The organism is Desulfocicer niacini, assembly GCF_054657595.1.
Map to the genome: position 1 here is coordinate 133,272 of NZ_BAAHYK010000004.1, position 22,580 is coordinate 155,851.

Consider the following 22,580-nt stretch of genomic DNA (forward strand, 5'->3'; position numbering starts at 1 on the left):
TACCTAATTAACCCAACACCCATCCCAGCCCAAAAGGACCTGAAACATGAAAAACAAAAAAATATTGATCACAACCTTACTCCTGGCATTATTCTCACTGTCTTCAGCTTGGGCAGCCGCACCGGAACGCAAAAAGGAAATCGTCTGGACCACCTATAAAAAAGGCGTCACCATGGCAGAACAGCAGGACAAAAAAATATTTCTTTACTTTCATGCGGACTGGTGCACCTATTGCAAAAAAATGGAACTCACCACCTTCAAAGATCAAGGCATCATTGACTATCTCAATGAAAATTACATAGCCATCACCGTTGATTCGGACAAGGAAAAAAAAATTGCATCACGCTTCGGGGTAAGAGGACTTCCCACCACCTGGTTTCTGAAATCTGACATGAATAAACTAAGCAGCATGCCTGGATACATTGATTCTAACCGACTGCTGACCATACTCAAATTCATCAACACCGAAAGCTATGAAAAAATGAGCTATCAGGATTTCAAAAAAAACCTTTAATATGCAACAATTGAATTTTCAACATCTTGCAATCAGGGATTGATCACAACCGGAGGACAAACCCATGCCGATTTATGAATACCAATGTGAAAAATGTGAAACCGTTTTTGAAAAACTTATTTTTGCCGGAGACAAGGAGGTGGTGAACTGTCCCCGGTGTGGCAGCGATGAGGTCATAAAACTAATGAGTGCCTGCAGTTTCATGGGGGCCAGCATCGGCACCTGTGCCGCAGATGCCCCCAAGGGATTTTCATGAGCTGGCTGATCATTACTGCGGCAGTGTGTCGCAGCAATGCAAAGGGGGAATGGGCATCACCATGGACCTGACCTCAGATCCCCAAAACGGGGCATTCCATTCCCCTGCCCCCGTAAAGGCGGATAATCTCAATCCGGCAACGATTTATTAACACTTAGCTCTGGACGTTTGTTCATCCGGGCCAGGCGCAAGACCTTATGAACATGGGTTTCGCCGAGCCCTGGAATCGTTATTATCTCGGGCTCTGATATAATCCGGTCCTTTGAGTGGAGCCAGGTTTCTTCATCAATGAGCATGAACTGATTACTGGCACGACTCTCCAGTTTTGAAGCAAGATTCACCGAATTTCCCAGGTAAGTAAACTCCGTTTTTATATAGTTACCCAGAATCATGGCAAAGATCTCCCCGGTGCTGATGCCGATGCGCACATTTATCTTTGAATCAGCACCATAAACTGCCCCCAGTTTTCGATTTTTATGCTTCAAGGCCCGGTAGATGTCAATCCCCGAACGAATGGCATCCATCACCTTGCGGGGTGACACGGTGTCTCCATGTTCAAAGATGGCCATGAACCCGTCCCCCAGAAATTTATCAATATACCCGTTGTACTGATAAATAATCAAAGACATTCGATCAATGAATTCATCCACCATCTGTATGGTAAGACTTTCGTCAGACAGCTTCATCAGGCTGCTGAAGCCCACAATATCCACAAAAAGCGTACTGGCAAAAAGCCGGGTTTTGGTGCGTGAATTTTTAAAGGCACTGAAGCTTCGACTGATCCGGTTCTTCACAAACGCCGAATCCTGATAAACCAGATTGGACGACAACAATTCCCGGGCCTTGTATTTATCAATGATCCTGGCCGCTTCAAAGGAACGGATAATCACATCCTTGATGCCAAGCACCATGCCTATTCTTGCAGAATTACGGAAACACTCATAGGCCCGTTGCTCCTGATCCATGCGATAACAGGTCTGCCCCAGCCCGTAAAAGGCATCTGCGGCAACCTGTTGCATGCTTAAATGATGTTTTCGGGAGTGCTCAATAATCTCGTTAAATTTTGCTTCGGCCAGTTCATAGTCCAGAATTTTTTCATAGACCCTTGCAGACAGAAGCCCCGCCTGCAAGTTTTCTCTTATCATCCCCTGTTTTTCCAGTCGGGGTTCCAAAGAAAGGGCCATATCCAGGGCTCGTCCGATTTGATTCAGAGCAAACTTAAATTCTGCGGTCTCCAGATCACACATGAGGATGCATCTTTCATTGTTAAACTGAGACGCAATTTCAGCGGCTTCCTTAAGATTTTGCTCATTTTCCTGGTCCAGCACACCCATCATACGTCGGATGCGACTGTGGTTAATCAATGCGTACGCATAAATAACACTGCTGTTTTTATCTGCGAAGGTAGACTGATAATGCTCCCGGGACACCTTTTTTTCCAGGGCGGCACAATTATTTGCTTCGTGATGACGGCTCAACAGCAGGTTCACCTGGCTTAAATTGGAATAAATTTCCCCAAGAAATTTGTGCAATTCCGGTTCCGTCCGGGCCAGCTCCAGTGCATGGCTCAGATAAAATTCAGCATCCAGATAATTCCACTGATCCCGGTGCACATAGCCCAGGGAAATATAAATTTTCACCTTCCAGCGAAGAAAATATGAGTCCGGCTGATCATCAATGGTATCCAGAGCTTCATCGAGCAACTCCTCTGCCCGCTGAAACAGAAACGCCTTCTGAAAAAAAAGATTCTTATACCATTTAATAATGGCATTGAGCAGGGCATCCACTGTGAATTGAACTGTTTTTTTTTCAAACCCGGCAAGGAATTCAAGCAGTTCAACCGGGGAACCCTTTAATTTAAAACAGTGGAATGCAGCATCAATCTCCTCTATTTGTTCCTTAATCTGATGCATGGGCAACATAATGGGGTCAAACTCCCTTTTGACAGGTTCGAACAACTGTCACAGGTTCTCGTGGGTCATCAATGGTCTAATCTTCCATCAGCCGGGATAACAGGCGACAAAAACATCAGCACTTGATCACAACATGGGGATCTTCAGGTGGGTTCACATGTGCTTTCTCACACTGAAACATTACCCTGCAGACCAATCACTCCGGCAACACTTCGCATGCCTGCAATGGTTTCGATGATCAATTCCGTACGATCCATCTCCAGCATCTGCGCACCCTTATCAATGATACTGCGATCCACACCGGCGGCAAAGCGTTTATCCTTCCATTTTTTCTTAACGGATTTTGCCGTTAGATCCAGCACACTCTTGGAGGGCCTTACCAGGGCAGCACTGGCCACAAGCCCGGTGAGCTCATCAACGGCATAAAGGGTTTTTTCCAGCATGGTCCGGGGTTCAACATCGGAACAAATGCCCCATCCATGGCTGACCACCGCACGGATATAGGCTTCAGGCCAATTGTTTTCCATGAGAATTTCACGACATTTGGTGCAATGATCCTCAGGATACATTTCATAATCCAGATCATGGACCAACCCGATCACCTGCCAGGGTAGTCTATCTTCATTGAACTTATGGGCAAAATGCCCCATGACACCCTCCACTGAAAGGGCATGGCGCAGCAGGCTGTCACTCTTGTTATATTGCTTGAAAAGTTTCAGAGCATCTTCTCTTGTGGGAATATAAGAATTCATGTCACTCCTTATTGTTGGGCTTGGTCATCCGGGATCTGGGATACCAGAATGATCACCCGGCACTCCCGCATGAAACGATGGCGTTCCCGGGTCTTCTCAATTATGTCGGCATCAGATCTGCTGATGACAATGTACGAATTCCCAGGGCCTCCTGTCCTCAAGGCCTTAACTGTGATGGGATTCTCACCCACCCATCTAACGGTATCAACCGAATCCATGGAGCACACATAGCGACACACCCCCTGCTGAACCGCAATATCCCGGCTGATAAAAAGGGCACTGTATATTTCTGATCCCAGTTCACTGATCACCACCGGATAAAGTACCGGATAAAACCCAATGGGGGTGGCATCAATGATCAGGCCGGTGTATTCCGATGATTTTTTCTCCAGCACCGCCGGCGGATCAAGAATTTGAAGGGTGGGAATGGATTCAATTTCTTCCGGTAAGACCAGTTGAAGAAATCCCCCGAACAAGCTGGTTTCCAGTACCACTTCCATGGTGCGATCCGAGGTATAGGACTGTTTGATCAAGGTGGCATCCATGGCACTTTTTTCAATGCCCGCAAGAATATGATCATCCGATTCGGCAAGGGCCGCCACACTGTGCCCCCTGTAAATATCCAACGATTTCAATGTTTCAATGAGATTACGCCGGGCATCACTTCTGGCAAGACTTAAAATAAAGTCTGGGGATTCTGCCTTTTTTCGATCCACTGGAACGGCCCTTCCACGGGCATAAACCCTGCCGGTGCTCCAGTTAACTTCCCCCCGGGAAAGCGTGGATGTGCACTGGTAACGGGGCATATCAATTTTTTCTTCCCCCCGGCCAAGGGAAACGCACAGGCACAGACAGCATCCAATAAACAGTCCCCGGACGATTATTCCTTTAAATCTGCTGACAGACCATGTCATGGGGCTATCTGCCTGCACCGTTGCCGATGGCATGGGACAGTTCTTGATGGTCCCCCGGAATTTGATTAAAATCGTTCAGCGGTACCCGGGTATCCATATAATGATACACTTGGGCGATGGCCGCGTTCACCCGGGGAATATCGGGCAGGCATGCGGCTATTTTTTCAATGTACTTACGCTCTTTCACCCATTGAATGGATGGAGAAAAATTCAAATCAAATACCCAACTAATCTGCATGAGTTTAAAGTCATTGAGGCATTTGATTGCTGCACTTTTAACAAAGGTCCCGGCCATAATGGCATCCATGACATCGCTGGAAACCCCAGGGTCATCTGAAAGTCCCAGATTGATAGCCTGCTGACTTCCCGGTCGGGGATGGGTGTAATTTTCTATGACCACCCGCCAGATATCAAGCTTATCGGCATCCCGAAGCAATCGGATAAAAAACATCAGATCTCCATCTCCCTGCCGGGGAATCTGTGCAACATTATGAAACCCAATGGATTTTTTAATCAGGGTTGCCTCCCGGACAGTCAAGGAATCAAGAACACCATGGGCATCCATTTCTTGAAGGCTGAGGCGGGCATGGTTTTCTGATTGCTGGTCCAGAAAAGTTTTATAGATTTCATACTGCCTGAATCTTCCAAGATCATGGAAAAGAGCCATGGCTTCGGCCAGCATCATCTTGTCATCGTCCAGGCCAAGGGCCTTTCCCAAAGCAAGTATCTCGCTGCATACCCTGAGGGTATGGTCTTTTTTCAGCGTCAGGGGCTCAGGGTCATGGGAGCCTTGTATGTATTTATCTGCATATGCCAGAAAAAACCGTTTCAATTGCGTCAGTGTTTGATGATTCATAACGAAGCCCCTTGAAATAATTTTACCCACGCATACCACGGTTATTTAAATTCATCAAGACATACCGTGGACCATCTTGCCACCTGCCCCCCAGAACTCCCCATGTTGTGATCACATCCAAAAAACTGATCGGGACAGACCAGAAGCAAACAATTGTCTACTCCTTTTACAAAAACAACAAGAAAATAAGAGACAAGAATTCAATCATCGAGTAAGAAGGATAGTGATTTACGCTGGAATATGGTATGGCTCAAGAACAAAAAAAATAAATTGAGCAAGGGAGTTGGAAGCAATCTTCAACAGCCCATGGAAAAGGAGTCATAACAATGAGTGAATTACTTTCAACCCGGGAAGTGGCAAAATTTTTAAACATCAACGAAAAAATGGTTTACAGCCTCATATCCGACAAAGGACTTCCCGCCACCAAGGTCACCGGCAAATGGCTGTTTCCCATTGACCTGGTCCGCCAGTGGATTGAATCGGGGACCATCAATTATCCTGAACCGGCCGCCAAACTGCCCCCCTACCATGGACTGGTGCTCATTGCCGGCAGTAACGATCTGCTACTGGATGCCATGCTGACCCATTTTAACAGCCAGTCCCCCCATCACATGGCCATGTTTGGTTTCACCGGCAGCATGGGGGGCATCCGGGCCTTGAGAAAAAACATGTGCCACATCGCCTCCAGTCATCTGGTGGCAGACACCGACGGTCAGGATAAGGAGTATAATTTCCCATTCCTTGAAAAGGAAATGAAACGCATGCCGGCAGCGGTTAATTTCTGCATGCGTCAGCAGGGCATTCTGGTGAAGAAAAAAAACCCCTGGGGCATTAACGGCATACAAGATCTAGCCCAGCCGGGTATCAGCATTGTCAACAGAAGCCTTGGCACTGGAACGCGCCAGTTGTTTGATGGAGAGCTTAAAAAGGCGGGTATAAAGGGAAGTTCCATTAAGGGGTATGACAACATTGCGGCCAAACACATGGATATCGGCCTTGCGGTGCTATCCGGATCTGCAGATGCTGGCCCGGGAATCAAACCCGTGGCAGAGAAACTGGGCCTTGGTTTCATTCCCATCTGCTGGGAAAGATTTGACCTTCTCATCTCAAAGGAACGTTTCTTTGACAAGGGGATTCAGCTGTTTCTGGGACTGCTCAAGGAAGATATCTTTAAAACAACCGCCCAGGAACTGGGGGGCTATGACCTATCCAGATCCGGTAATATGATCTATCCCCTGGCAGATGAAAAGGATACGTCTAAAACCAACCAGGGATAAAGAATGCTAAAACGGTCAATTGTCAGCCACTGAGCCCTTATGACGGTCGAGTAAAAAATCAGTCCACTTCAATGGAGAGAGTAGACAATACGATAAGGTCCATCATCGAATGGAACATTTAACCACATGGGGCTCAACGGCCTTTTGAAGTGCCACCATGTCTTTCTCCTGGAAAAAACGATTTTCCAATTCAAAAAAAGAGGAGTTTAATACCGATACGTTCCGGGAACAATGCTGGAGCACATAGTGGGATGCCCCCTTGATCATCCGGCCAATGTCCGCCGCTATGGCTTCATCTATAAACGGGCGGACACAGGTGGTTCTGAACTCATAGGCGGGGGCACTGCCCATGATAAGTTTCACCGATTCCATGATGCTATCTGTCTTGAAATCCCCCCGGATAAAATCATCATATCTGTCAAGGCCGGTTTTAATGTCCATGGCCACACAATCCAGCAATTGCCGTCGCAGCAGACTTGCCAACACCTCGGGGTGGCTTCCGTTGGTATCAAGCTTGATTTTATAGCCCATATTTTTGATCTTGAAACAGAATCCTTCAAGATCCTTGTGCAACGACGGTTCTCCCCCGGTGATCACCACTCCGTCCAGCATGCCTTTTCTTTTCTCCAGAAAGGTAAACACATCTACTTCTGTTGGAGCATCGGGGGACACCTTTCCCCTTGCAAGATCGGGATTGTGGCAGTAAGGACAGCAGAAATTACACCCTGATGTAAACACCACGCAAGCCACCGTTCCTGGAAAATCAATCAAGCTGTTTTTCTGCAGTCCCCCCAGAATCATTGACATTGAATTTTGTTCCTTATTGTTCAATCTTATCGTGTTGGATCTTAACATGAAAAAAGCCTGATTCATGGAAAATGTGCCCGAATTATAAGCAAAGGCCCCTTTCCAATCCACAGGCTTAAAATCGACTCAAATCCACGGTGATCTTAATGGCAATACGCCTCAGGAGGCCACTTTAAAGGTTTTACGCATGCAGAACTCTGTCTGTTTGCCGTTGTTCCACTGCTTCACCGGCCGCAGATATCCAACCACCCGGGAGTACACTTCTGTTTCCCCACCGCACTTGGGGCACACGGATTCTTCTCCGGGGATATAACCATGGGAAGCGCAGACACTGAAGGTGGGGGTAAGTGTAAAATAGGGCAGCTTATAGTTATTGGCCACCTTTTGCACCATCTGCTTGACCACCTCCACATCGCACACCTCTTCTCCCAGAAACAGATGAAGCACCGTGCCACCGGTGTATTTTATCTGGAGACCATCCTGGAGATCCAGCACCTCGAACACATCATCTGTGTAATTCACCGGCAGATGGGTGGAGTTGGTGTAAAAGGGGTCGCTGCCCGCCGTATACTCGGCTTCATTGGCACAGATGATGTCAGGATAACGTTCCTTGTCTTTCATGGCAAAGCGATAGGTGGTTCCCTCGGCCGGGGTTGCTTCCAGGTTAAACATCTCGCCTGTTTCCACCTGCATTTTCTCAATTTCCGCCCGGAGATGGTCCATGACCCGGATGGAAAAAGCCTGTCCCTCCTGCGATGCAATCCCTTTACCCAAAAAATTCACACAGGCCTCGTTCATGCCAAGTATCCCGATGGTGGAAAAATGGTTACGCCAAAAACACCCGGCACTTTCCTTGATTTTTCTCAGATAGAATTTTGAATAGGGATAAAGGTTGCCATCGGTGAATTTTTCCAGCACCTTGCGCTTTATGCTCAGGGATTCTCCGGCAATCTTCACAAGATCATCGAGCTTGTCCATGAAATCCTGTTCCGTGTCCGAGGTGTATCCCAACCGGGGCAAATTAATGGTGACAACCCCGATGGAACCGGTGAGGGGATTGGCACCAAAAAGCCCCCCGCCCCTTTTTTGCAGTTCCCGGTTGTCCAGCCGCAGCCGGCAGCACATGGAACGGGCATCATCCGGGGACATATCAGAATTTACAAAGTTAGAAAAATAGGGGATGCCGTATTTGCCGGTCATTTTCCAGACATTTTCAAGGTTTTCATTGTCCCAGTTAAAGTCTTCGGTGATGTTGTAAGTCGGAATGGGAAAGGTGAAAACCCGACCCTTGGCATCCCCTTCCATCATCACCTCGGCAAAGGCGTTGTTGATCATATCCATTTCATGCTGATAGTCGGCATAGGTGTCTTCCCGGTATTCTCCACCGATAACCACCGGAGAATTTTTTAAAATAGAGGGAACCACAAGATCCATGGTGATATTAGTAAAAGGGGTCTGGAATCCCACCCGCGTAGGAATATTTATGTTGAATACAAACTCCTGAAGGGCCTGCTTCACCTCTTTGTAACCAAGGTTATCTTCCCGGACAAAGGGGGCCAGCAGGGTATCAAAATTGGACATGGCCTGGGCACCGGCTGCCTCACCCTGGAGGGTATAAAAAAAGTTCACCATCTGACCCAGGGCGGTTCTAAGATGCCGGGGAGGCAGGCTTTCCACCTTACCGGATACCCCTTTAAATCCTTCCATGAGCAGATCCTGAAGATCCCATCCCACGCAATATACGGACAACAGGCTCAAATCATGGATATGGATATCTCCCCTTTCATGGGACTCCCTCACCCCGGGGGGATAAATTCTGTTCAGCCAGTATTCGGCGGTTATGCCCGATGAGATGTAATTATTAAGTCCCTGGAGAGAGTAACTCATATTACTGTTCTCTTTTACTTTCCAGTCCATACGGCCGATGTATTTTTCCATGAGGTCCAGGTGTTCACGGATGGTGATCCGACGGATCTGGTTGTGCTGTTCCCGGTAAATGATGTAAGCCTTGGCGGTTTTATAAAAGGGGGAATCAAGGAGGACCCGCTCCACAATATCCTGGATTTCCTCCACCTCGGGACAGGCGCCAAGCCGCAGATCCCTGGCAAGAGTGATGACCTTGAGTGTCAGTTTTTTTGCTTCTCTTTCATCAAATTCACCGGTCTCCTTACCTGATTTGGCAATGGCATCACTGATTTTTGAAGAGTCAAATTCCGCAATTCGGCCGTCACGCTTTTTTATTTTTTCAAACATTCGTCGCTCCCTTGGATTCCCTGGTGCTTTATATTAATTTTGGCTGTTTTTGAATCAAATGCTGGCAGTTCGTGGATTTTCTGTAAGAATACCAGAGGCGACAAAAATAATCAATATATAGATTCAAGTCAAGGAATAAAACGACATATTGTGTAACATCGCCAAAAACAAGGCGGCCAACAACCTGAAAACACAGGAATAAAACGCCTAAACAGGCCTTAAAATAAAGACAGGTGCACCACATTGTGACACCCCATCATTCCAGACTGATTTTCCATAAAAAGGGTTGTTTTAATGCATCGTTTAAGGGCAGATTTCAGGCAAGAAAGGGGGCTCCGGGCGGCATAAAAAAACGGATTACCGAAACACCCCATGGACATATATCCATGGATGGATGAGGGAGGGGCCAGCAATATAATTGTCCGGATCAGGGCTGGGAAAAGTAGCTTGCGCCATTAGGATCTTCAGGCAGAATTTCCATTAGATGATGAATGATTTTTGCGGTGACCCCCCATATCACCACATCTTTGAATGGGTAGGTCAATTCACGAATATCGGGATATCTCCCATGAAAGCCCTTGTCCCTGTGAATCTGGGTAAAATGCTGCAATGGAATCCTGAAAACCCTGGATATTTCCTTCTCATCAAAATCGATATCTCCTGTTTGGTCCCATATCCCAAGGAATGCTTCGATATCCTTATTGTTGATGGTCTGAAAATGCCCAATGGAGCCCACCATCTCCACCTGATCCCGGGTGATGGCCAGCTCTTCTCTGAGTTCACGCAGGGCCGTGGCCCCCCGATCCGCATCATTGGGGTCTACATGTCCCCCGGGAAACGCCATCTGGTTCCGCCAAGGATAACCCTGGCGGTCTGCCTTTTGAATGAGTAGCAGAAAAGGTTCCGGGCGAATACCGGCAAGAGCCATGACACTGGTGGGTTCAAACAGATCCGCATCCGGCGCAGGGGGGTGGCTTGCGTCATTGACGACACGGGACAGCACTTCATGGCAATGGCATTCACGGGACAGCATGAAAATCATCTCCTTATTTTTTATGTCAAGTTTCGAATTTGAGCATTGTGGGGTTTGACCGCAAACCTGACCCCAATGGCGCGATAATTATGACCAGTGGCCCATATTATAACCAAGCCCACAAGTTCAATGGAGATCAGGCTCCCTGCAAAAGGGCTGAGATTTCTTTAAAAATTTTTTCTTCCATCTCCTCCAGGTTATCCACCGGACCCAGGGTCTCCACCTGGTCAAGCAGCCTGAAGAAAAGGGCCACCAGATAGGCATTCACCTTGTTTGACACAGAAATGTCCGGCAATGCCCAGTAAAGTGGAGATGCCTTGTCGGACATGAATCTTAAAACGGTGTGACAGGCAAACACCACGCGCCGGGACATCCATTCAACACCGGGATCCAGAAAGGCGACATCTCCTTCAAATCCGAATAAGCCGCTTTTTTCAAGGCGGTTCATCCGTTCAAAGGCCGCGTACCCGGATGTGCCGGAAAGCACAATCTGGCAATGGCACATGAGATTGGCGGTTCGTTCCAGGCGATCCAGGAGCTTGTTTTCCATCAAAAACGCCATGTTGTCCCGGAGATCCGCCACGGAACTGTCCGGCACAAACATTAAAAATCCAATCTCCGGCTCAATGCCATGGCGACGGCAAAGGGCAATGGCCCGGGCCCCCTCATTGGCTGCCGATTGCTTGTTAAGATTGCCAAGCACCCTTGCAGATCCGCTTTCAATGCCCATCAAAAGGGAATTAAAGCCTGCTGCTGTTAATTTTTCCAAGATCTCATCATCCAGATCTGCCGGTCGCGTTTCCATGCCAAAGGTTATGTTCAAGGGCGCTATCAGGTTCAGCAAATCCAGAATTCTTTGTTTTCCCCCACGGCCCGGGCCAATGAAATTGGGATCTGCAAAGTAAAAACGCTTCCCCCCGCGGTCAACCAGATCGGCCATCTCTTTTGCAATGTTTTCCGGGGATCGTCCCCGCCACAAAGGCCCCTGGTTGTAAAAAGATGGCACCGGGCAGAAGCTGCAATGGTTATAACATCCCCGGCTGGCAAGCACGGTAACGGTACCCTCCAGGGAAGCCCGCCAGGGAAAGGGGAAATCATCAAGATTCTTTGCCGGTGTGCGCACCGGTATTTTCTTAACTGCCGGGTCATCCTTTGAAGGCCCTTTAAGGGCAAGGCCTTCGATCCCCTGGAAGTGGTTTCCTTTTTGAAGTGCCCGGGCCAGGGCCACCAAGGTATGTTCAAACTCCCCCACGGCCACGGAATCCACCACCGGCTGATTTTCCAGAATTTCAGCATACACAAGGGTGGGAAAAAAGCCAAACAGATTTATATGACCAGGAAATCCCTGTTTTTTCAAATCCTCCAGGAATTTAAACAAGAATGGGGTGTGCTCCCAGAAATACACAGCATTAATGCACAAAAGCCACGGATCAAGTGCCAGTATTTTTTCTTTTGTTTCCTCAAAGGTCCAGAACCCCTGGGCCGCGTCCATGAATGTGGTCTCATATCCGGCGGCATCCAGGGCCGAGGCTGCATATCCCCCCATGAGGCAGGACCAAAGAGGGGTGTTGGCAATATCATTGAATCTTTTTTCAGAAGCCATCCGGGGATGTTCCAGTACAACAGCGTCCATCATTTTACAGTCTCCATGGCAGTTCCATTTATTTTCAGACGGGAAAATACACCGGCACTGTGACACGTTGCTTCAAATTCATGGAGCAGATGACTACCGTGGACGGGATTATGATACACCGGATAAAGCAGATCTGTTTCAGAATCAAGCATACCGTCTCGGATGAGTTTCCTGGTAATGGGTGCCCCGGGATAGAGCCGTATGTGATTAAATATCACTGCCCCCAAATTTCCGGCATCACCATGGATGTCAAGTAGTTCATCCAGCATGTCCCGGGCCTCCATGACATCTCTTGCTGTCTCCCCGGGCAGATTCACCAGGAAATGGCACATTGTGAGGACTTTTTTATCCGCCGTCAACCGGGAGGCGTTGAGGATATCCTGCCGGGTCATTTTTTTATTTAAAAGCTTCAATCCATAATCGGTGAGGGCATCCCCGGAGAAATACACAGCCACCACGCCCGCCCGTTGTGCCAGATCCAGGTTTTCGGCGGTCAGGGAATCCTCCCGGAAAAACCCAGTCCAGGAAACATTTAGTTTTCTGCGGATAAGTTCCCGGCACAGGGCCTCAAAATGATCCGCAGGACGATTTAAAACTCCGTCGGTGAAATGAAACAGACCAATATTGCATTCTTTGTGCAGGTGCTCCATCTCATCCACAATCTTTACAGGGCTTCTAAGCCGCATGGCAGCTCCCCCCAGGAAAGGATAAAGGCAATAACTGCACCACAGGTCACACCCCCTTTTACCTTCAATGCCCATGGCCGCCACATATGCATTGCCCCGGGTATACTTCTCCGGGGGAAAGGCCCTGAGATCCATGGGGGGAAGCAGGTCCACGTCCATCCTGGCACCGGGGCCATTGACAACCACCTGTCCCCGGTCCCGCCATAGAATCCCGGGGATATGAGGATAATCCGGATCCGGTGTAAGAAGGGACGGGAAAATCAACTCCCCCTCTCCCTTTAGTCCCACATCAATTTGGGGGACCTCCTCCATGAGTCTTTTGGCAAAAAGCGAAAAGGCCGGTCCCCCAGCTAGAAGCCCAGCTCCTGGCGCCATGTTTTTAACCATCCGGGCTGCGGTTTTCAAAGACGACAGATAGGATGCCTGATGCCCTGCCAGGGGATCAAGGTTCCGAAAGGAAAGGGCCACCACATCCGGGACTTCATCCATCAAGGCCTGGTGAAGGGCCTGCCAGGGGTCAGGGCAAATATTCATGTCCAGAACGCTTTTTTCAATGCCCTTCGGCACCGTGCTGGATAACCGGGAAAGGCCCAATGGGTACACTTTTTCTCCGGCCCCCAGGTGGGATGTGGGTACCTGTACCAGAAGTATTTTCATTGTAGACTCCATATTTTATTTCAGAAGCAAAAGCCCCATATATTTGACATAATCCAGGCTTTCCGTCACAGGGGCCAGGCGTATGCCAGCCCGGGATGCGGTTTCATACACATCAATGCCCGAGGACTCCATGGCTGGGCGTGACAGATGGGGGTGATGGCAAGTACCGTCGGCGGGACATTCCGGGCACACCGTGCAGGGACCAGCCCCAAACACAAAGGCCTTATGGAAACCTTTCAGAAAGGCGGTTTTTTCAAGGGACAAAAGCTGTTTATGAAAGGCGGTTCCCGGCGGGGCTCCCTCCACAAGGAACAAAGTCTCGTAACTGTCTATCATCTCCCGGGTTTCGTCGTGGGACATTCCCCGGGGCGGGCATTGCAGGTTTTTTCCAAACCCCTCACATCCCCACTGACATTTTTTTCGCACCCAGGGGGCTGTGATCACCGTTTCAGGGACAATCTTAACGGCACGTTCAAACCCATGGTCCAGGACGATGCGGACCCATTTTTTCCCCTCATCGCCGGCACTGCCGCTCCCCCCCGCCACCATGAGGGCGGTGTCTGTGTCAAGATCTATCACCTCACAGTTCCCCATACCCCCATCTCTGAGCCAGGCTTCAATGTCTCCGGCCTCGTGGCAGCACCCGTTGTAGGTATTGAGCATCATGGTCAAATCATAGAGGGCGCCTTTCTGGGGATCTCTTCCAGCCCGGTCGGGAAAATAGTCATGGATGAGTATCATGCCCCCTGGTTTTAAAAGGGAAATGGCTTTTTCAAGCAATTGTCTCGCCTCTTCCGGTCCATAGGCATGTAGAAAATTGCTCAGCACAATTACCCCGAATGTCTGTTCAAAACCATGGGTTCTAAAATCACCTGCCATGGTTTCAATGCCCTGCCAGGAGGCGGTTTCCGGATAAATCTTTCGTGCTGCATCAATAACCTCGGCAAGTTCAAACAGCACTGCGCGTCCCCCCGGAATCAAGGGAAGCAATGCCCGGATCATGCTGCCGGCCCCGCCCCCCACATCCAAAAGCGGTCCCTTCAGGGACTCTCCCTTTATTACTCCGGCAATTTCCAGGGCCTTTTCCTTTACCAGGGTATCCATGGCCGTGACATAGCGAAGGTTCCTTGCCCGGTAATCATGGTCCTCCTGCTCCCCTTGGTCCGAAACCGTCTCAAGGGGCTGGGATTTGGAAGTGGCAGCATGCTCTGATTTTTCCTGACATGAAACCCGGGAAGCAAGCTGTGTCCACTGGGGCTGCATGTATCGTCGATAAAGAAAAAACGCTCCCATAAAGGTGGATTTTCCCGGCACCAGATAGTGAGAAGCAAGAAACATATTGAACCAGGCATCCTTATACCGGGATACCAGGGCCATTTTTTCCAGGGCTCTCAAAAGGCGAGACAGTCCATCGACATGACACTGCGCTGCATGGGAAAGGGATTTAAGGGTGTGCTGGCCCTTGTCCAGGTGTTGAAACAGATTCAATTCCAGGGAAGCAAAAAATACTTCGGAATACCAGTAGGCCGTTGCCAGATTCTCCAGGTACTGGAAATCTTTGTGGGTGGCATCGGCATCTTGAAAGCCGGAAGAAATCAAAGGCTCTTCCTCCTGGCCCGGGGAAGGGCTATTTTAAAAAAAGAAAAGCTAAAAAACAAAAAGTGCCGGTATCCGTCCATGGATTCTCCATTTAAGGTCGGCACGCAAAAATCCCCACGCCGACAATGCATCGACCCGGGGATTTACCATCTCTCCGAAAGCCATCTGTTTTCACTGTTCCCACAGATATTCTGACTTGTGATTCATCCTATTTGCCGCGCCTTCCCATGCTGCTTCGGTGATTACATTTACAGCACAGTGGCAATGATGCGGCGTTCGTCCTCACTCACGGCGGCGGGTCCGTCCCGGAATTTCACCGGGTTCCCCGGGGACAGCGACATCCTGTATAAAAACGCGAAAATAATACCATATCCGGGGGGTTTGTCAAGAAAACGATGAACACCTACCCATCATGGCTGCCCTGCCTCCCTGCAAATGAAACCCGTTGGGATCAGAGCCTTATGATTTGCCTTTTCAATGGCGGCCATGATAAGAAACGCTTTGAACGATGAAGATATCCCTTTATTAATCCCGTTTTTTTCACCGACCGGATATGAACGATTTCAGGATTATGCCACCAAGGGACCGAGGGAGGAGACGTTGAAAGCCCACCCCACAAAGCGGACCCAATTGAACGGCAATTCAAACTGACAAAACTGAAAGGAGCTTTAAAATGTCCATCTACCGTTTCAAGAAGAAAACACCCCATATATCCCCGTCCGCCTATTTGGCCCCCGGCGCAACACTTATTGGTGATGTCACCCTGGCAGAAAACACCTCGGTGTGGTTCAACTGCGTGCTCCGGGGGGATTGCAATGCCATCATTGTGGGAGAAAATACCAACATACAGGATCTCACCATGTGCCATTCCGATTATGATGTCCCCCTTATCATAGGTAAAGGGGTCACCATTGGCCACAACTGCGTAATCCATGGATGCAGAATTGAAGATGACTGCCTTATCGGCATGGGGGCCATGGTGATGAACCATGCTGTCATCGGCCGAGGGTCCATTGTGGCGGCGGGTGCGGTGGTGCTTGAGAAAACGATTATCCCGCCATTTTCACTGGTTACCGGTTTACCGGGAAAAATAAAAAGTCAAATGGATGAATCAATGCTTGAACTGCTTCGACTGCCTGCGGAAAATTATGCCCAGCGAGCCATGGATTACGCCAGCTCTAAATTTGAAAAGATCAAATAGCTATTTCATGAAACAAAAATTCACAACACGCCCTCAATAGCTGATTCTTAAAAAACTCCATAATGCCCTATTTGTTTCCCGCATGTCCCTGTGAACACGGGCGGAGCAGTTTGTTGGATGGGAATTCACCCAATAAGCATAATAACCTCACCGTCGGCCACGGTGGCACCCTTGGTCACTCTGATCTCCAGTACCTTGCCGTTCATGGGACTGTTGATGTTGTTCTCCATCTTCATGGCCTCCATAATGCCCACTGTTTGACCAGCGGTCACCGCATCACCCACCGCAACCTTAATGTCAAGGATGAGCCCAGGAATGGGGGCTGCCACCGTGCCGTTTCCGGACGTAGCCGTCTGGACGGAAGCTGCGGACGCAACCGCCGCAGCCGGTATCGCCCGCGACATGGCCTGGGGAGGGGGTGTCGCCGGGACCGCCTGTGGTGCGGCAGGCGTACTGGAGGCATGCCCCATGAAGTTTTCTACACTTACCTGATAAACCGCGTCATTTACAGTCACGGCAACGCAACCAGCTTCCATGGCCCCGATCTCGACGGCATATTTTTTGTCTTCAATTGCCAATTGATAATGCATCGTTACCTCACTTTGTATTTTTTTATAAAAATATAGGGATGCCTAACATTACTTTCATGCTCTGTTGTGGGAGAACCAGGATTAAAAAATCGTGGCCCCCGTGGTGATTATATATTTTCAATTTTTAACAATTATGTGCACCTAAAGGATTCGCAGCAATGGCCCTTTGTCGTCCATGCTGAACCCAACCCGTGGCTCCGGGTGTTTTAAGCTCCATAAGTACCGGCTCCCGAACCGGGGAGAGAAACATATGCAGGGCCACCACAGCAGCTGCCATGCTTTCGGCATCCATCGTCCGACCCCCGCCATTACTTTTCCCGCCATCCGGAGATGATGTCGGTTCGGAACCGGATGGCGGCGGCCCAGGCTTTTGACTCCCCTGTTTATCCAATTTTTCAAAAATCATGCCGGAACAGAACATGCCGAACATCAGGATCGACAGCACCAAAAAAATGCCGAAAAATCGGATAAACAGCGTTCCCAACGCATACCCCCAGAATGAATCCTTAGGACCACCCACCAGTGTAATACTCCCATCGGCAATATTATCGGCATCCAATGGGCCGCCGTCTTCCACCGTTAAAATAATATCACGAATGAGGTCACCTCGGTCTATATTCCGAATATCGGCCTTGGTCCAGGCAGCTTCACGATTGGGATTGAAAATCCAAAACTCAGTGGATGAACTGAAAAAATCCGAAGACAGGGTAATCGTCGCCGTGCCCTCCACAGGTAGGTTATCCAGGGAAAGGACATAGAGGCCCGATTTAAAATCCTTCTCGTCCACCTCCGGCCGATCGACATCCTTAAAGGGTTTGGTTGTCATCGAAGCCAATTGCCCTCCGGAAACGTCAAAAATGATTCGAACACTTGTGCTTTTGGCCCGGGGAATGAGCGTGGCCACCATTTTCTCGCCTTCCCGTGTAAATTCGGGAATTTCCTTATTATTCCGGGACCCATTGTTAGCCCAGCCGGTTTGGCTATATATTACAATCAGTCCCACGATCAGCATCAGGCAGAGCCCTCCCTGCCGCAGGAACCCGTTTATGGTCTGGTCTTTTCTCATTTAAGTCCTCCTAACTTTGTCTTTATCGGACTAATTAAACATGGCAATAAACATACCGGCGGCTGCGGCCGAGCCGATCACACCGGCAAGATTGGGTCCCATGGCGTGCATGATCAGCCAATTGTCCGGGTCGGCTTTCAGTCCCTCGGAATGCGCCACCCGTGCGGCCATGGGTACTGCCGAAACACCGGCCGAGCCGATCAGCGGATTTATTTTGTTTTTGAGGAATTTATTCATGATATGAACGATCAGTATGCCACCAAATGTGCATATCACAAAATCAAACAACCCCAGGCTGAAAATCATCAGCGGCTTCCAAGTCAAAAATTTATCGGCCTGCATGGTGGCCCCCACTGACAACCCCAATAATATGGTAATGATATTCATCAAGGAATTCTGAGCCGTATCTGACAAGCGTTTAACAACACCGCATTCCCGCATGAAATTACCAAACATGAACATCCCCATGAGCGGCGCCACTGCCGGTATGAGCAAAACGATGAGACTGGTAGCAATGAGCGGAAACAAAATCTTCTCTTTGATCGATACCGGACGTAACTGCCGCATTTTTATTCTACGCTGCTCAGGGGTGGTCATCATGCGCATAATGGGTGGCTGAATCAGGGGCACCAAGGCCATGTAGGAATAGGCGGCCAAAGCATTGGCACCGAGCAGTTGCGGGGCCAGTTTGGCTGTCAGGTAAATGGTGGTGGGGCCGTCGGCGCCGCCGATAATGGCCACAGACGCGGCTTCTTTAAGAGTGAATCCCAGAAAAAGGGTTCCCAGATAAGTGACAAACACCCCCAATTGAGCACCGGCGCCAATAATAAGAACTTTTGGGTTTGCAATCATGGGGCCAAAATCGGTCATGGCACCCAGTCCCAAAAAAATCATGGGGGGAATGACCTCCCATTCAACGCCATACTTATAAAAAACACGGATAAGCTCGGGAGTACCATGCTCGCTGAACCCCATCAGCGGCGTCAGGGGAAAATTAACCAGAAAAATGCCGAATCCGATGGGCACCAGAAGCAAGGGCTCGTACTCCTTAACCACCGCCAGATATAGAAACACCAAAGCAATACAAATCATGAGCACCTGATTATAGGCAAGGTTCGGAATTCCGGTTTGGGTAATCAGAATGCTCTTTATCAACTCCAGTACTTGTTGCCAGGTCATTTGGCGTTCTCCTTTCTACAGGGGCATATTGCCATGTTTTTTGGGTGGATTGCTGTCCTGCTTTTGGGCCAGCATTTTCAGTGCCTGAATAAGCTTAGGTCGCGTATCAGCAGGATCCACCACCTCATCAATGTAGCCCAGTTCCGCAGCCTTATAAGGATTGGAGAACTTGTCTCGGTACTCTTTTATCAGGCGCTTCCGCTCGGCATCGGGTTTTGCCGCCGCCTTGATCTGATTACGGCAAATAATATTCACAGCGCCCTCGGCCCCCATTACGGCTATCTCGGCATTGGGATAAGCAAGATTGATATCACCGCGCAGATGTTTGGAACTCATGACGATATAAGCACCTCCGTAGGCCTTGCGGGTAATCAGGGTGACTCGCGGCACCGTGGACTCTGCAAAGGCATAAATCAACTTGGCACCATGCCTGATGATGCCGTTGTGCTCCTGCATGGTGCCAGGCATAAATCCGGGCACGTCTTCATAAATAATGAGGGGAATATTAAAACAGTCACAGAAACGGACGAAACGAGCGGCTTTGGTTGAGGCGTTTATGTCCAGCACACCGGCCATGACCGCCGGTTGATTGGCCACCACCCCCACGGTTCGCCCATCCAGACGGCCCAGGCCAATGACCATGTTTTGCGCCCAATGGGCCTGGATTTCAAAAAAATAGTTGTCATCCAGATTGGAGTGTATGATATCACGGATGTCATAGGGTTTATTGGGATCGGCGGGCACGACCTGGCCAAGGGTTTCATCCCGCCGTTGGGGATCGTCTGCTGAATTCAGACAAGGAGGTTCTTCCATGTTGTTCTGGGGCAGAAAAGACAATAATTCACGAATTTTCAGCAGGCACTCGCGGTCATTGGGGGTTGAAAAATGAGCCACGCCGCTTTTGGCATTGTGGGCCATGGCCCCCCCCAGCTCCTCCTTGTTTACCTCTTCCCGTGTTACGGATTTAATGACCTCGGGGCCGGTGATGAACATATGGCTGGTATTCTCAACCATGAAAATCCAGTCCGTCAGAGCTGGCGAGTATACCGCTCCCCCGGCCGAAGGCCCCATAATGGCAGTGATCTGGGGAACTACCCCCGATGCCATGACATTATTTTGGAAAATCTCACCATACCCGGCCAGGCTCATGACTCCCTCCTGGATCCGGGCTCCACCGGAATCGTTCAATCCGATAATGGGTGCACCCATCCGCAACGCCATTTCCATCACCTTGCAGATCTTTTCCGCATGGGCCAAAGACAAGGACCCCCCAAAGGCCGTAAAATCCTGGGCAAAAACGAAAACCTGCCGTCCATGGACTTCGCCGCTGCCCGTCACTACCCCATCTCCGGGAATCTGTTTATCAGCCATGCCGAAATCGGTGCAACGGTGGGTTTTGAATCGGTCCAGTTCAGCAAAGGTCCCCTTATCCAATAGCGTATCAATACGCTCACGGGCAGTGAGCTTTCCATCCGCGTGCTGTTTTTCTATTCGCTTTTTCCCACCTCCTTCAAGGGCACGTTGGTTCCTCTCGGTCAGTTCTGCTATTCCCATTTATCCTCCCTCTATCCACCTTTTATCATTTGTATAATTTTTTATAATTTGATACACTTCTTCCATTGCGCAAGCCAAAGTTTCTTGCCTGAAACATCTTACTGACCGGTACAACCTCTCTTTTTCTGAGAAACATCAAGAGACCGGAATCTTCTTGCCAATCAGAGCGTTTTCTCCTGGCCCTCCCAGTAGGGCTGACGCAGGATGCGTTTAAGAATTTTTCCAGTGGCGGTGCGGGGAAAATCATCCACGATATCCACCGTGCGCGGCCGCTTATATCCCGCCAGGTTGTTTTTACAGTACTCCAGAATTTCATCGACAAATGAAACATTGCCATTTTTCAACTTTACCAAGGCCTTCACCTCCTCTCCAAAATCGGGATGGGGGATGCCGATAACGGCAACCTCCGAAACTTCGGAAAGCTGGGTGATCACCTCCTCAATTTCAGCCGGATAGACGTTTTCGCCACCGCTGATAATCATATCGTGCTTCCGGTCGGCCAGATAATAATAGCCCTCTTCGTCAAAATAGGCTACGTCTCCGGCTGTGGACCATTCTCCGTCAATGGCCGCATTTGTTTTCTCGGGATCTTTGTAATAACCGATAAAGGCCGAACGGGCCTTGGCCCACAAAACCCCCTGCTTGTTCGGTTCGGTGATGACGGTGCCATCTTCTCCCACAAGCTTGATCTCAATGCCCGGATTGGGCTGACCGATGCTGCGCACCTTTCGCATCTGATCCTTATGGCGAAGGGTCGTCAAAGCCCCGGTTTCAGTTGAACCATAGCCTTCGCTGAAGCGGACATTCCTGAAAAAATCCAGGGCCGCTTCCTTGGTTTTGGTCAACAACGGTGCCGAAGAACTGCCAAGAGAAGTCAGGGATCTCATATCATATTTCTGTTTGACCTCTTCGGGCAGTTCCAGAATGCGGGTGATCATGGTGGGCACCATGGAACTGGTGGTCACCTTTTCTCTGTCGATAAGCTTCAGGACCTCTTCCGAATCAAAACGCCCCGACGGGAAAACAACATTGGTACCACCGCACCAGAGGGTTATCAGGGTCGACCAGACACTGTTGGAATGACAGATGGGAATGATGGCCAACAGCACGCGTTGATCCAGTTTAATGTAAGGTTTCCCGGCGGTACGCACAAAGACGTTTTTAACGATGTCCAGGGTACCGCGAGTGGTATTCATAGCCCCTTTGGGAAAACCCGTGGTACCCGAGGTGTATCCGATAAAGAAAATATCGTCCTCGCACTGATCCACTTCTCCCGGTTCATGCGTCGGATTACCGGCCAAAAGATCCTCGTAATGTGAAAAACCCTCCGGTATTTGATCTTTGGGGCCGACGATGAAAATATTTTCTTTTTTCACAGCCGGGATATTTTCCAGACGCAGCTTGCCAAACAGTTCTATCCCCACAAACAATGCCTCAGAATCTGAATTGTTGATAATATATTCGAGTTCCGTTGGAACCAGGCGGAAGTTCACCGGGACTGAAATCATGGCAGCCCGTGTCAGCCCATGATAGATTTCCAGAAATTCGATATTGTTGTACATGATAATCGAACATTTGGTCTGGCGCTTGTATCCCCTCTTAAGGATGGCGTGTGCCAGTTGGTTGGCACGTTCATTAAGTTCGCTATAGGTAATGCGCCGGTCTTCGAAAACCACCGCAGCCTTGTCAGGATAACGCCATGCATTAATTCTTAGGCCATCTGCCAGGTTCATATTTTCCTCCTCCACATATTGCCGCTGTATCCAAACGTATCGTCAATGGTCGTGCGGCACCGGAACCAGCTATTGCATGGTTTCCGCATTTTAGTTGTTCATTGCTT

At 49.3% G+C, this 22,580-nt stretch carries 19 protein-coding genes and 1 riboswitch; of the genes, 4 read left to right on the forward strand and 15 right to left on the reverse strand.

Features of this window, described 5'->3' with window-relative positions:
• Positions 1-46 precede the first annotated feature (46 nt).
• Positions 47-514, forward strand: a complete 468-nt coding sequence (locus tag ACYQ2M_RS03285) for a thioredoxin family protein (protein ID WP_459914887.1) — start codon at positions 47-49, stop codon at positions 512-514.
• A gap of 64 nt (positions 515-578) precedes the next feature.
• Positions 579-770 carry an FmdB family zinc ribbon protein gene (locus ACYQ2M_RS03290; RefSeq protein ID WP_459914888.1) on the forward strand — a complete coding sequence of 64 codons (192 nt, stop codon included), beginning with the start codon at positions 579-581 and terminating at the stop codon, positions 768-770.
• Positions 771-898: 128 nt separating this feature from the next.
• Here the strand turns inward: ACYQ2M_RS03290 and ACYQ2M_RS03295 are convergent, their stop codons facing one another.
• The 4 genes from ACYQ2M_RS03295 to ACYQ2M_RS03310 all read right to left on the reverse strand — a co-directional run bounded on the left by ACYQ2M_RS03295 (position 899) and on the right by ACYQ2M_RS03310 (position 5,205).
• The gene (locus tag ACYQ2M_RS03295) at positions 899-2,692 is read right to left on the reverse strand and encodes an adenylate/guanylate cyclase domain-containing protein (protein ID WP_459914889.1); all 1,794 of its coding nucleotides are present in this window, start codon (positions 2,690-2,692) and stop codon (positions 899-901) included.
• Positions 2,693-2,850: 158 nt separating this feature from the next.
• Entirely contained in the window at positions 2,851-3,435 is a 585-nt protein-coding gene (locus ACYQ2M_RS03300) for a hydrolase (RefSeq protein WP_459914890.1), read from the reverse strand.
• 8 nt (positions 3,436-3,443) lie between these two features.
• On the reverse strand, positions 3,444-4,349 hold the full coding sequence (locus ACYQ2M_RS03305) for a hypothetical protein (RefSeq protein WP_459914891.1): 906 nt from the start codon (positions 4,347-4,349) through the stop codon (positions 3,444-3,446).
• Between the two features lie 4 nt (positions 4,350-4,353).
• Positions 4,354-5,205 carry an HD domain-containing protein gene (locus ACYQ2M_RS03310; protein ID WP_459914892.1) on the reverse strand — a complete coding sequence of 284 codons (852 nt, stop codon included), beginning with the start codon at positions 5,203-5,205 and terminating at the stop codon, positions 4,354-4,356.
• 326 nt (positions 5,206-5,531) lie between these two features.
• Between ACYQ2M_RS03310 and ACYQ2M_RS03315 the strand changes: the two genes are divergently transcribed.
• Positions 5,532-6,482, forward strand: coding sequence for a substrate-binding domain-containing protein (locus ACYQ2M_RS03315; RefSeq protein ID WP_459914893.1), 951 nt, complete (start codon positions 5,532-5,534; stop codon positions 6,480-6,482).
• Positions 6,483-6,584: 102 nt separating this feature from the next.
• Here the strand turns inward: ACYQ2M_RS03315 and ACYQ2M_RS03320 are convergent, their stop codons facing one another.
• From ACYQ2M_RS03320 to ACYQ2M_RS03345, 6 genes are all read right to left on the reverse strand, one after another.
• A complete protein-coding gene (locus ACYQ2M_RS03320; RefSeq protein ID WP_459914894.1) occupies positions 6,585-7,289 on the reverse strand; it encodes an anaerobic ribonucleoside-triphosphate reductase activating protein in 705 nt (234 codons plus the stop codon).
• 159 nt (positions 7,290-7,448) lie between these two features.
• On the reverse strand, positions 7,449-9,542 hold the full coding sequence (locus ACYQ2M_RS03325; RefSeq protein WP_459914895.1) for a ribonucleoside triphosphate reductase: 2,094 nt from the start codon (positions 9,540-9,542) through the stop codon (positions 7,449-7,451).
• 427 nt (positions 9,543-9,969) lie between these two features.
• Positions 9,970-10,575, reverse strand: a complete 606-nt coding sequence (locus tag ACYQ2M_RS03330; protein ID WP_459914896.1) for an NUDIX hydrolase — start codon at positions 10,573-10,575, stop codon at positions 9,970-9,972.
• Between the two features lie 136 nt (positions 10,576-10,711).
• Positions 10,712-12,211: a B12-binding domain-containing radical SAM protein gene (locus ACYQ2M_RS03335; RefSeq protein WP_459914897.1), complete on the reverse strand. Its 1,500-nt coding sequence runs from the start codon at positions 12,209-12,211 to the stop codon at positions 10,712-10,714.
• Entirely contained in the window at positions 12,208-13,551 is a 1,344-nt protein-coding gene (locus ACYQ2M_RS03340) for a B12-binding domain-containing radical SAM protein (RefSeq protein ID WP_459914898.1), read from the reverse strand. The genes ACYQ2M_RS03335 and ACYQ2M_RS03340 overlap by 4 nt, the downstream gene beginning before the upstream one ends.
• A gap of 15 nt (positions 13,552-13,566) precedes the next feature.
• On the reverse strand, positions 13,567-15,150 hold the full coding sequence (locus tag ACYQ2M_RS03345) for a DUF2284 domain-containing protein (protein WP_459914899.1): 1,584 nt from the start codon (positions 15,148-15,150) through the stop codon (positions 13,567-13,569).
• A 164-nt stretch (positions 15,151-15,314) separates the two neighbouring features.
• Positions 15,315-15,516, reverse strand: a riboswitch (cobalamin riboswitch).
• A gap of 307 nt (positions 15,517-15,823) precedes the next feature.
• Between ACYQ2M_RS03345 and ACYQ2M_RS03350 the strand changes: the two genes are divergently transcribed.
• On the forward strand, positions 15,824-16,351 hold the full coding sequence (locus tag ACYQ2M_RS03350; protein WP_459914900.1) for a gamma carbonic anhydrase family protein: 528 nt from the start codon (positions 15,824-15,826) through the stop codon (positions 16,349-16,351).
• Positions 16,352-16,476: 125 nt separating this feature from the next.
• Here ACYQ2M_RS03350 and ACYQ2M_RS03355 read toward each other — a convergent pair whose 3' ends face one another.
• The 5 genes from ACYQ2M_RS03355 to ACYQ2M_RS03375 all read right to left on the reverse strand — a co-directional run bounded on the left by ACYQ2M_RS03355 (position 16,477) and on the right by ACYQ2M_RS03375 (position 22,473).
• Positions 16,477-16,941 (reverse strand): biotin/lipoyl-containing protein, encoded by a 465-nt coding sequence (locus ACYQ2M_RS03355; protein ID WP_459914901.1) that lies wholly within the window; start codon positions 16,939-16,941, stop codon positions 16,477-16,479.
• Positions 16,942-17,065: 124 nt separating this feature from the next.
• Positions 17,066-18,007 carry a choice-of-anchor U domain-containing protein gene (locus ACYQ2M_RS03360; protein WP_459914902.1) on the reverse strand — a complete coding sequence of 314 codons (942 nt, stop codon included), beginning with the start codon at positions 18,005-18,007 and terminating at the stop codon, positions 17,066-17,068.
• Positions 18,008-18,037: 30 nt separating this feature from the next.
• On the reverse strand, positions 18,038-19,186 hold the full coding sequence (locus ACYQ2M_RS03365) for a sodium ion-translocating decarboxylase subunit beta (protein WP_459914903.1): 1,149 nt from the start codon (positions 19,184-19,186) through the stop codon (positions 18,038-18,040).
• 15 nt (positions 19,187-19,201) lie between these two features.
• Positions 19,202-20,740 (reverse strand): acyl-CoA carboxylase subunit beta, encoded by a 1,539-nt coding sequence (locus ACYQ2M_RS03370; RefSeq protein WP_459914904.1) that lies wholly within the window; start codon positions 20,738-20,740, stop codon positions 19,202-19,204.
• A 161-nt stretch (positions 20,741-20,901) separates the two neighbouring features.
• Complete coding sequence (locus ACYQ2M_RS03375; protein ID WP_459914905.1) at positions 20,902-22,473, reverse strand: class I adenylate-forming enzyme family protein; 1,572 nt, start codon at positions 22,471-22,473, stop codon at positions 20,902-20,904.
• Between the last annotated feature and the right edge of the window lie 107 nt (positions 22,474-22,580).

Coding starts and splice junctions, on each gene's coding strand:
- ACYQ2M_RS03285 (WP_459914887.1), top strand. CDS start 47: ATGAAAAACAAAAAAATATTGATCACAACCTTACTCCTGGCATTATTC.
- ACYQ2M_RS03290 (WP_459914888.1), top strand. CDS start 579: ATGCCGATTTATGAATACCAATGTGAAAAATGTGAAACCGTTTTTGAA.
- ACYQ2M_RS03295 (WP_459914889.1), bottom strand. CDS start 2,692: ATGTTGCCCATGCATCAGATTAAGGAACAAATAGAGGAGATTGATGCT.
- ACYQ2M_RS03300 (WP_459914890.1), bottom strand. CDS start 3,435: ATGAATTCTTATATTCCCACAAGAGAAGATGCTCTGAAACTTTTCAAG.
- ACYQ2M_RS03305 (WP_459914891.1), bottom strand. CDS start 4,349: ATGACATGGTCTGTCAGCAGATTTAAAGGAATAATCGTCCGGGGACTG.
- ACYQ2M_RS03310 (WP_459914892.1), bottom strand. CDS start 5,205: ATGAATCATCAAACACTGACGCAATTGAAACGGTTTTTTCTGGCATAT.
- ACYQ2M_RS03315 (WP_459914893.1), top strand. CDS start 5,532: ATGAGTGAATTACTTTCAACCCGGGAAGTGGCAAAATTTTTAAACATC.
- ACYQ2M_RS03320 (WP_459914894.1), bottom strand. CDS start 7,289: ATGTCAATGATTCTGGGGGGACTGCAGAAAAACAGCTTGATTGATTTT.
- ACYQ2M_RS03325 (WP_459914895.1), bottom strand. CDS start 9,542: ATGTTTGAAAAAATAAAAAAGCGTGACGGCCGAATTGCGGAATTTGAC.
- ACYQ2M_RS03330 (WP_459914896.1), bottom strand. CDS start 10,575: ATGCTGTCCCGTGAATGCCATTGCCATGAAGTGCTGTCCCGTGTCGTC.
- ACYQ2M_RS03335 (WP_459914897.1), bottom strand. CDS start 12,211: ATGATGGACGCTGTTGTACTGGAACATCCCCGGATGGCTTCTGAAAAA.
- ACYQ2M_RS03340 (WP_459914898.1), bottom strand. CDS start 13,551: ATGAAAATACTTCTGGTACAGGTACCCACATCCCACCTGGGGGCCGGA.
- ACYQ2M_RS03350 (WP_459914900.1), top strand. CDS start 15,824: ATGTCCATCTACCGTTTCAAGAAGAAAACACCCCATATATCCCCGTCC.
- ACYQ2M_RS03355 (WP_459914901.1), bottom strand. CDS start 16,941: ATGCATTATCAATTGGCAATTGAAGACAAAAAATATGCCGTCGAGATC.
- ACYQ2M_RS03360 (WP_459914902.1), bottom strand. CDS start 18,007: ATGAGAAAAGACCAGACCATAAACGGGTTCCTGCGGCAGGGAGGGCTC.
- ACYQ2M_RS03365 (WP_459914903.1), bottom strand. CDS start 19,186: ATGACCTGGCAACAAGTACTGGAGTTGATAAAGAGCATTCTGATTACC.
- ACYQ2M_RS03370 (WP_459914904.1), bottom strand. CDS start 20,740: ATGGGAATAGCAGAACTGACCGAGAGGAACCAACGTGCCCTTGAAGGA.
- ACYQ2M_RS03375 (WP_459914905.1), bottom strand. CDS start 22,473: ATGAACCTGGCAGATGGCCTAAGAATTAATGCATGGCGTTATCCTGAC.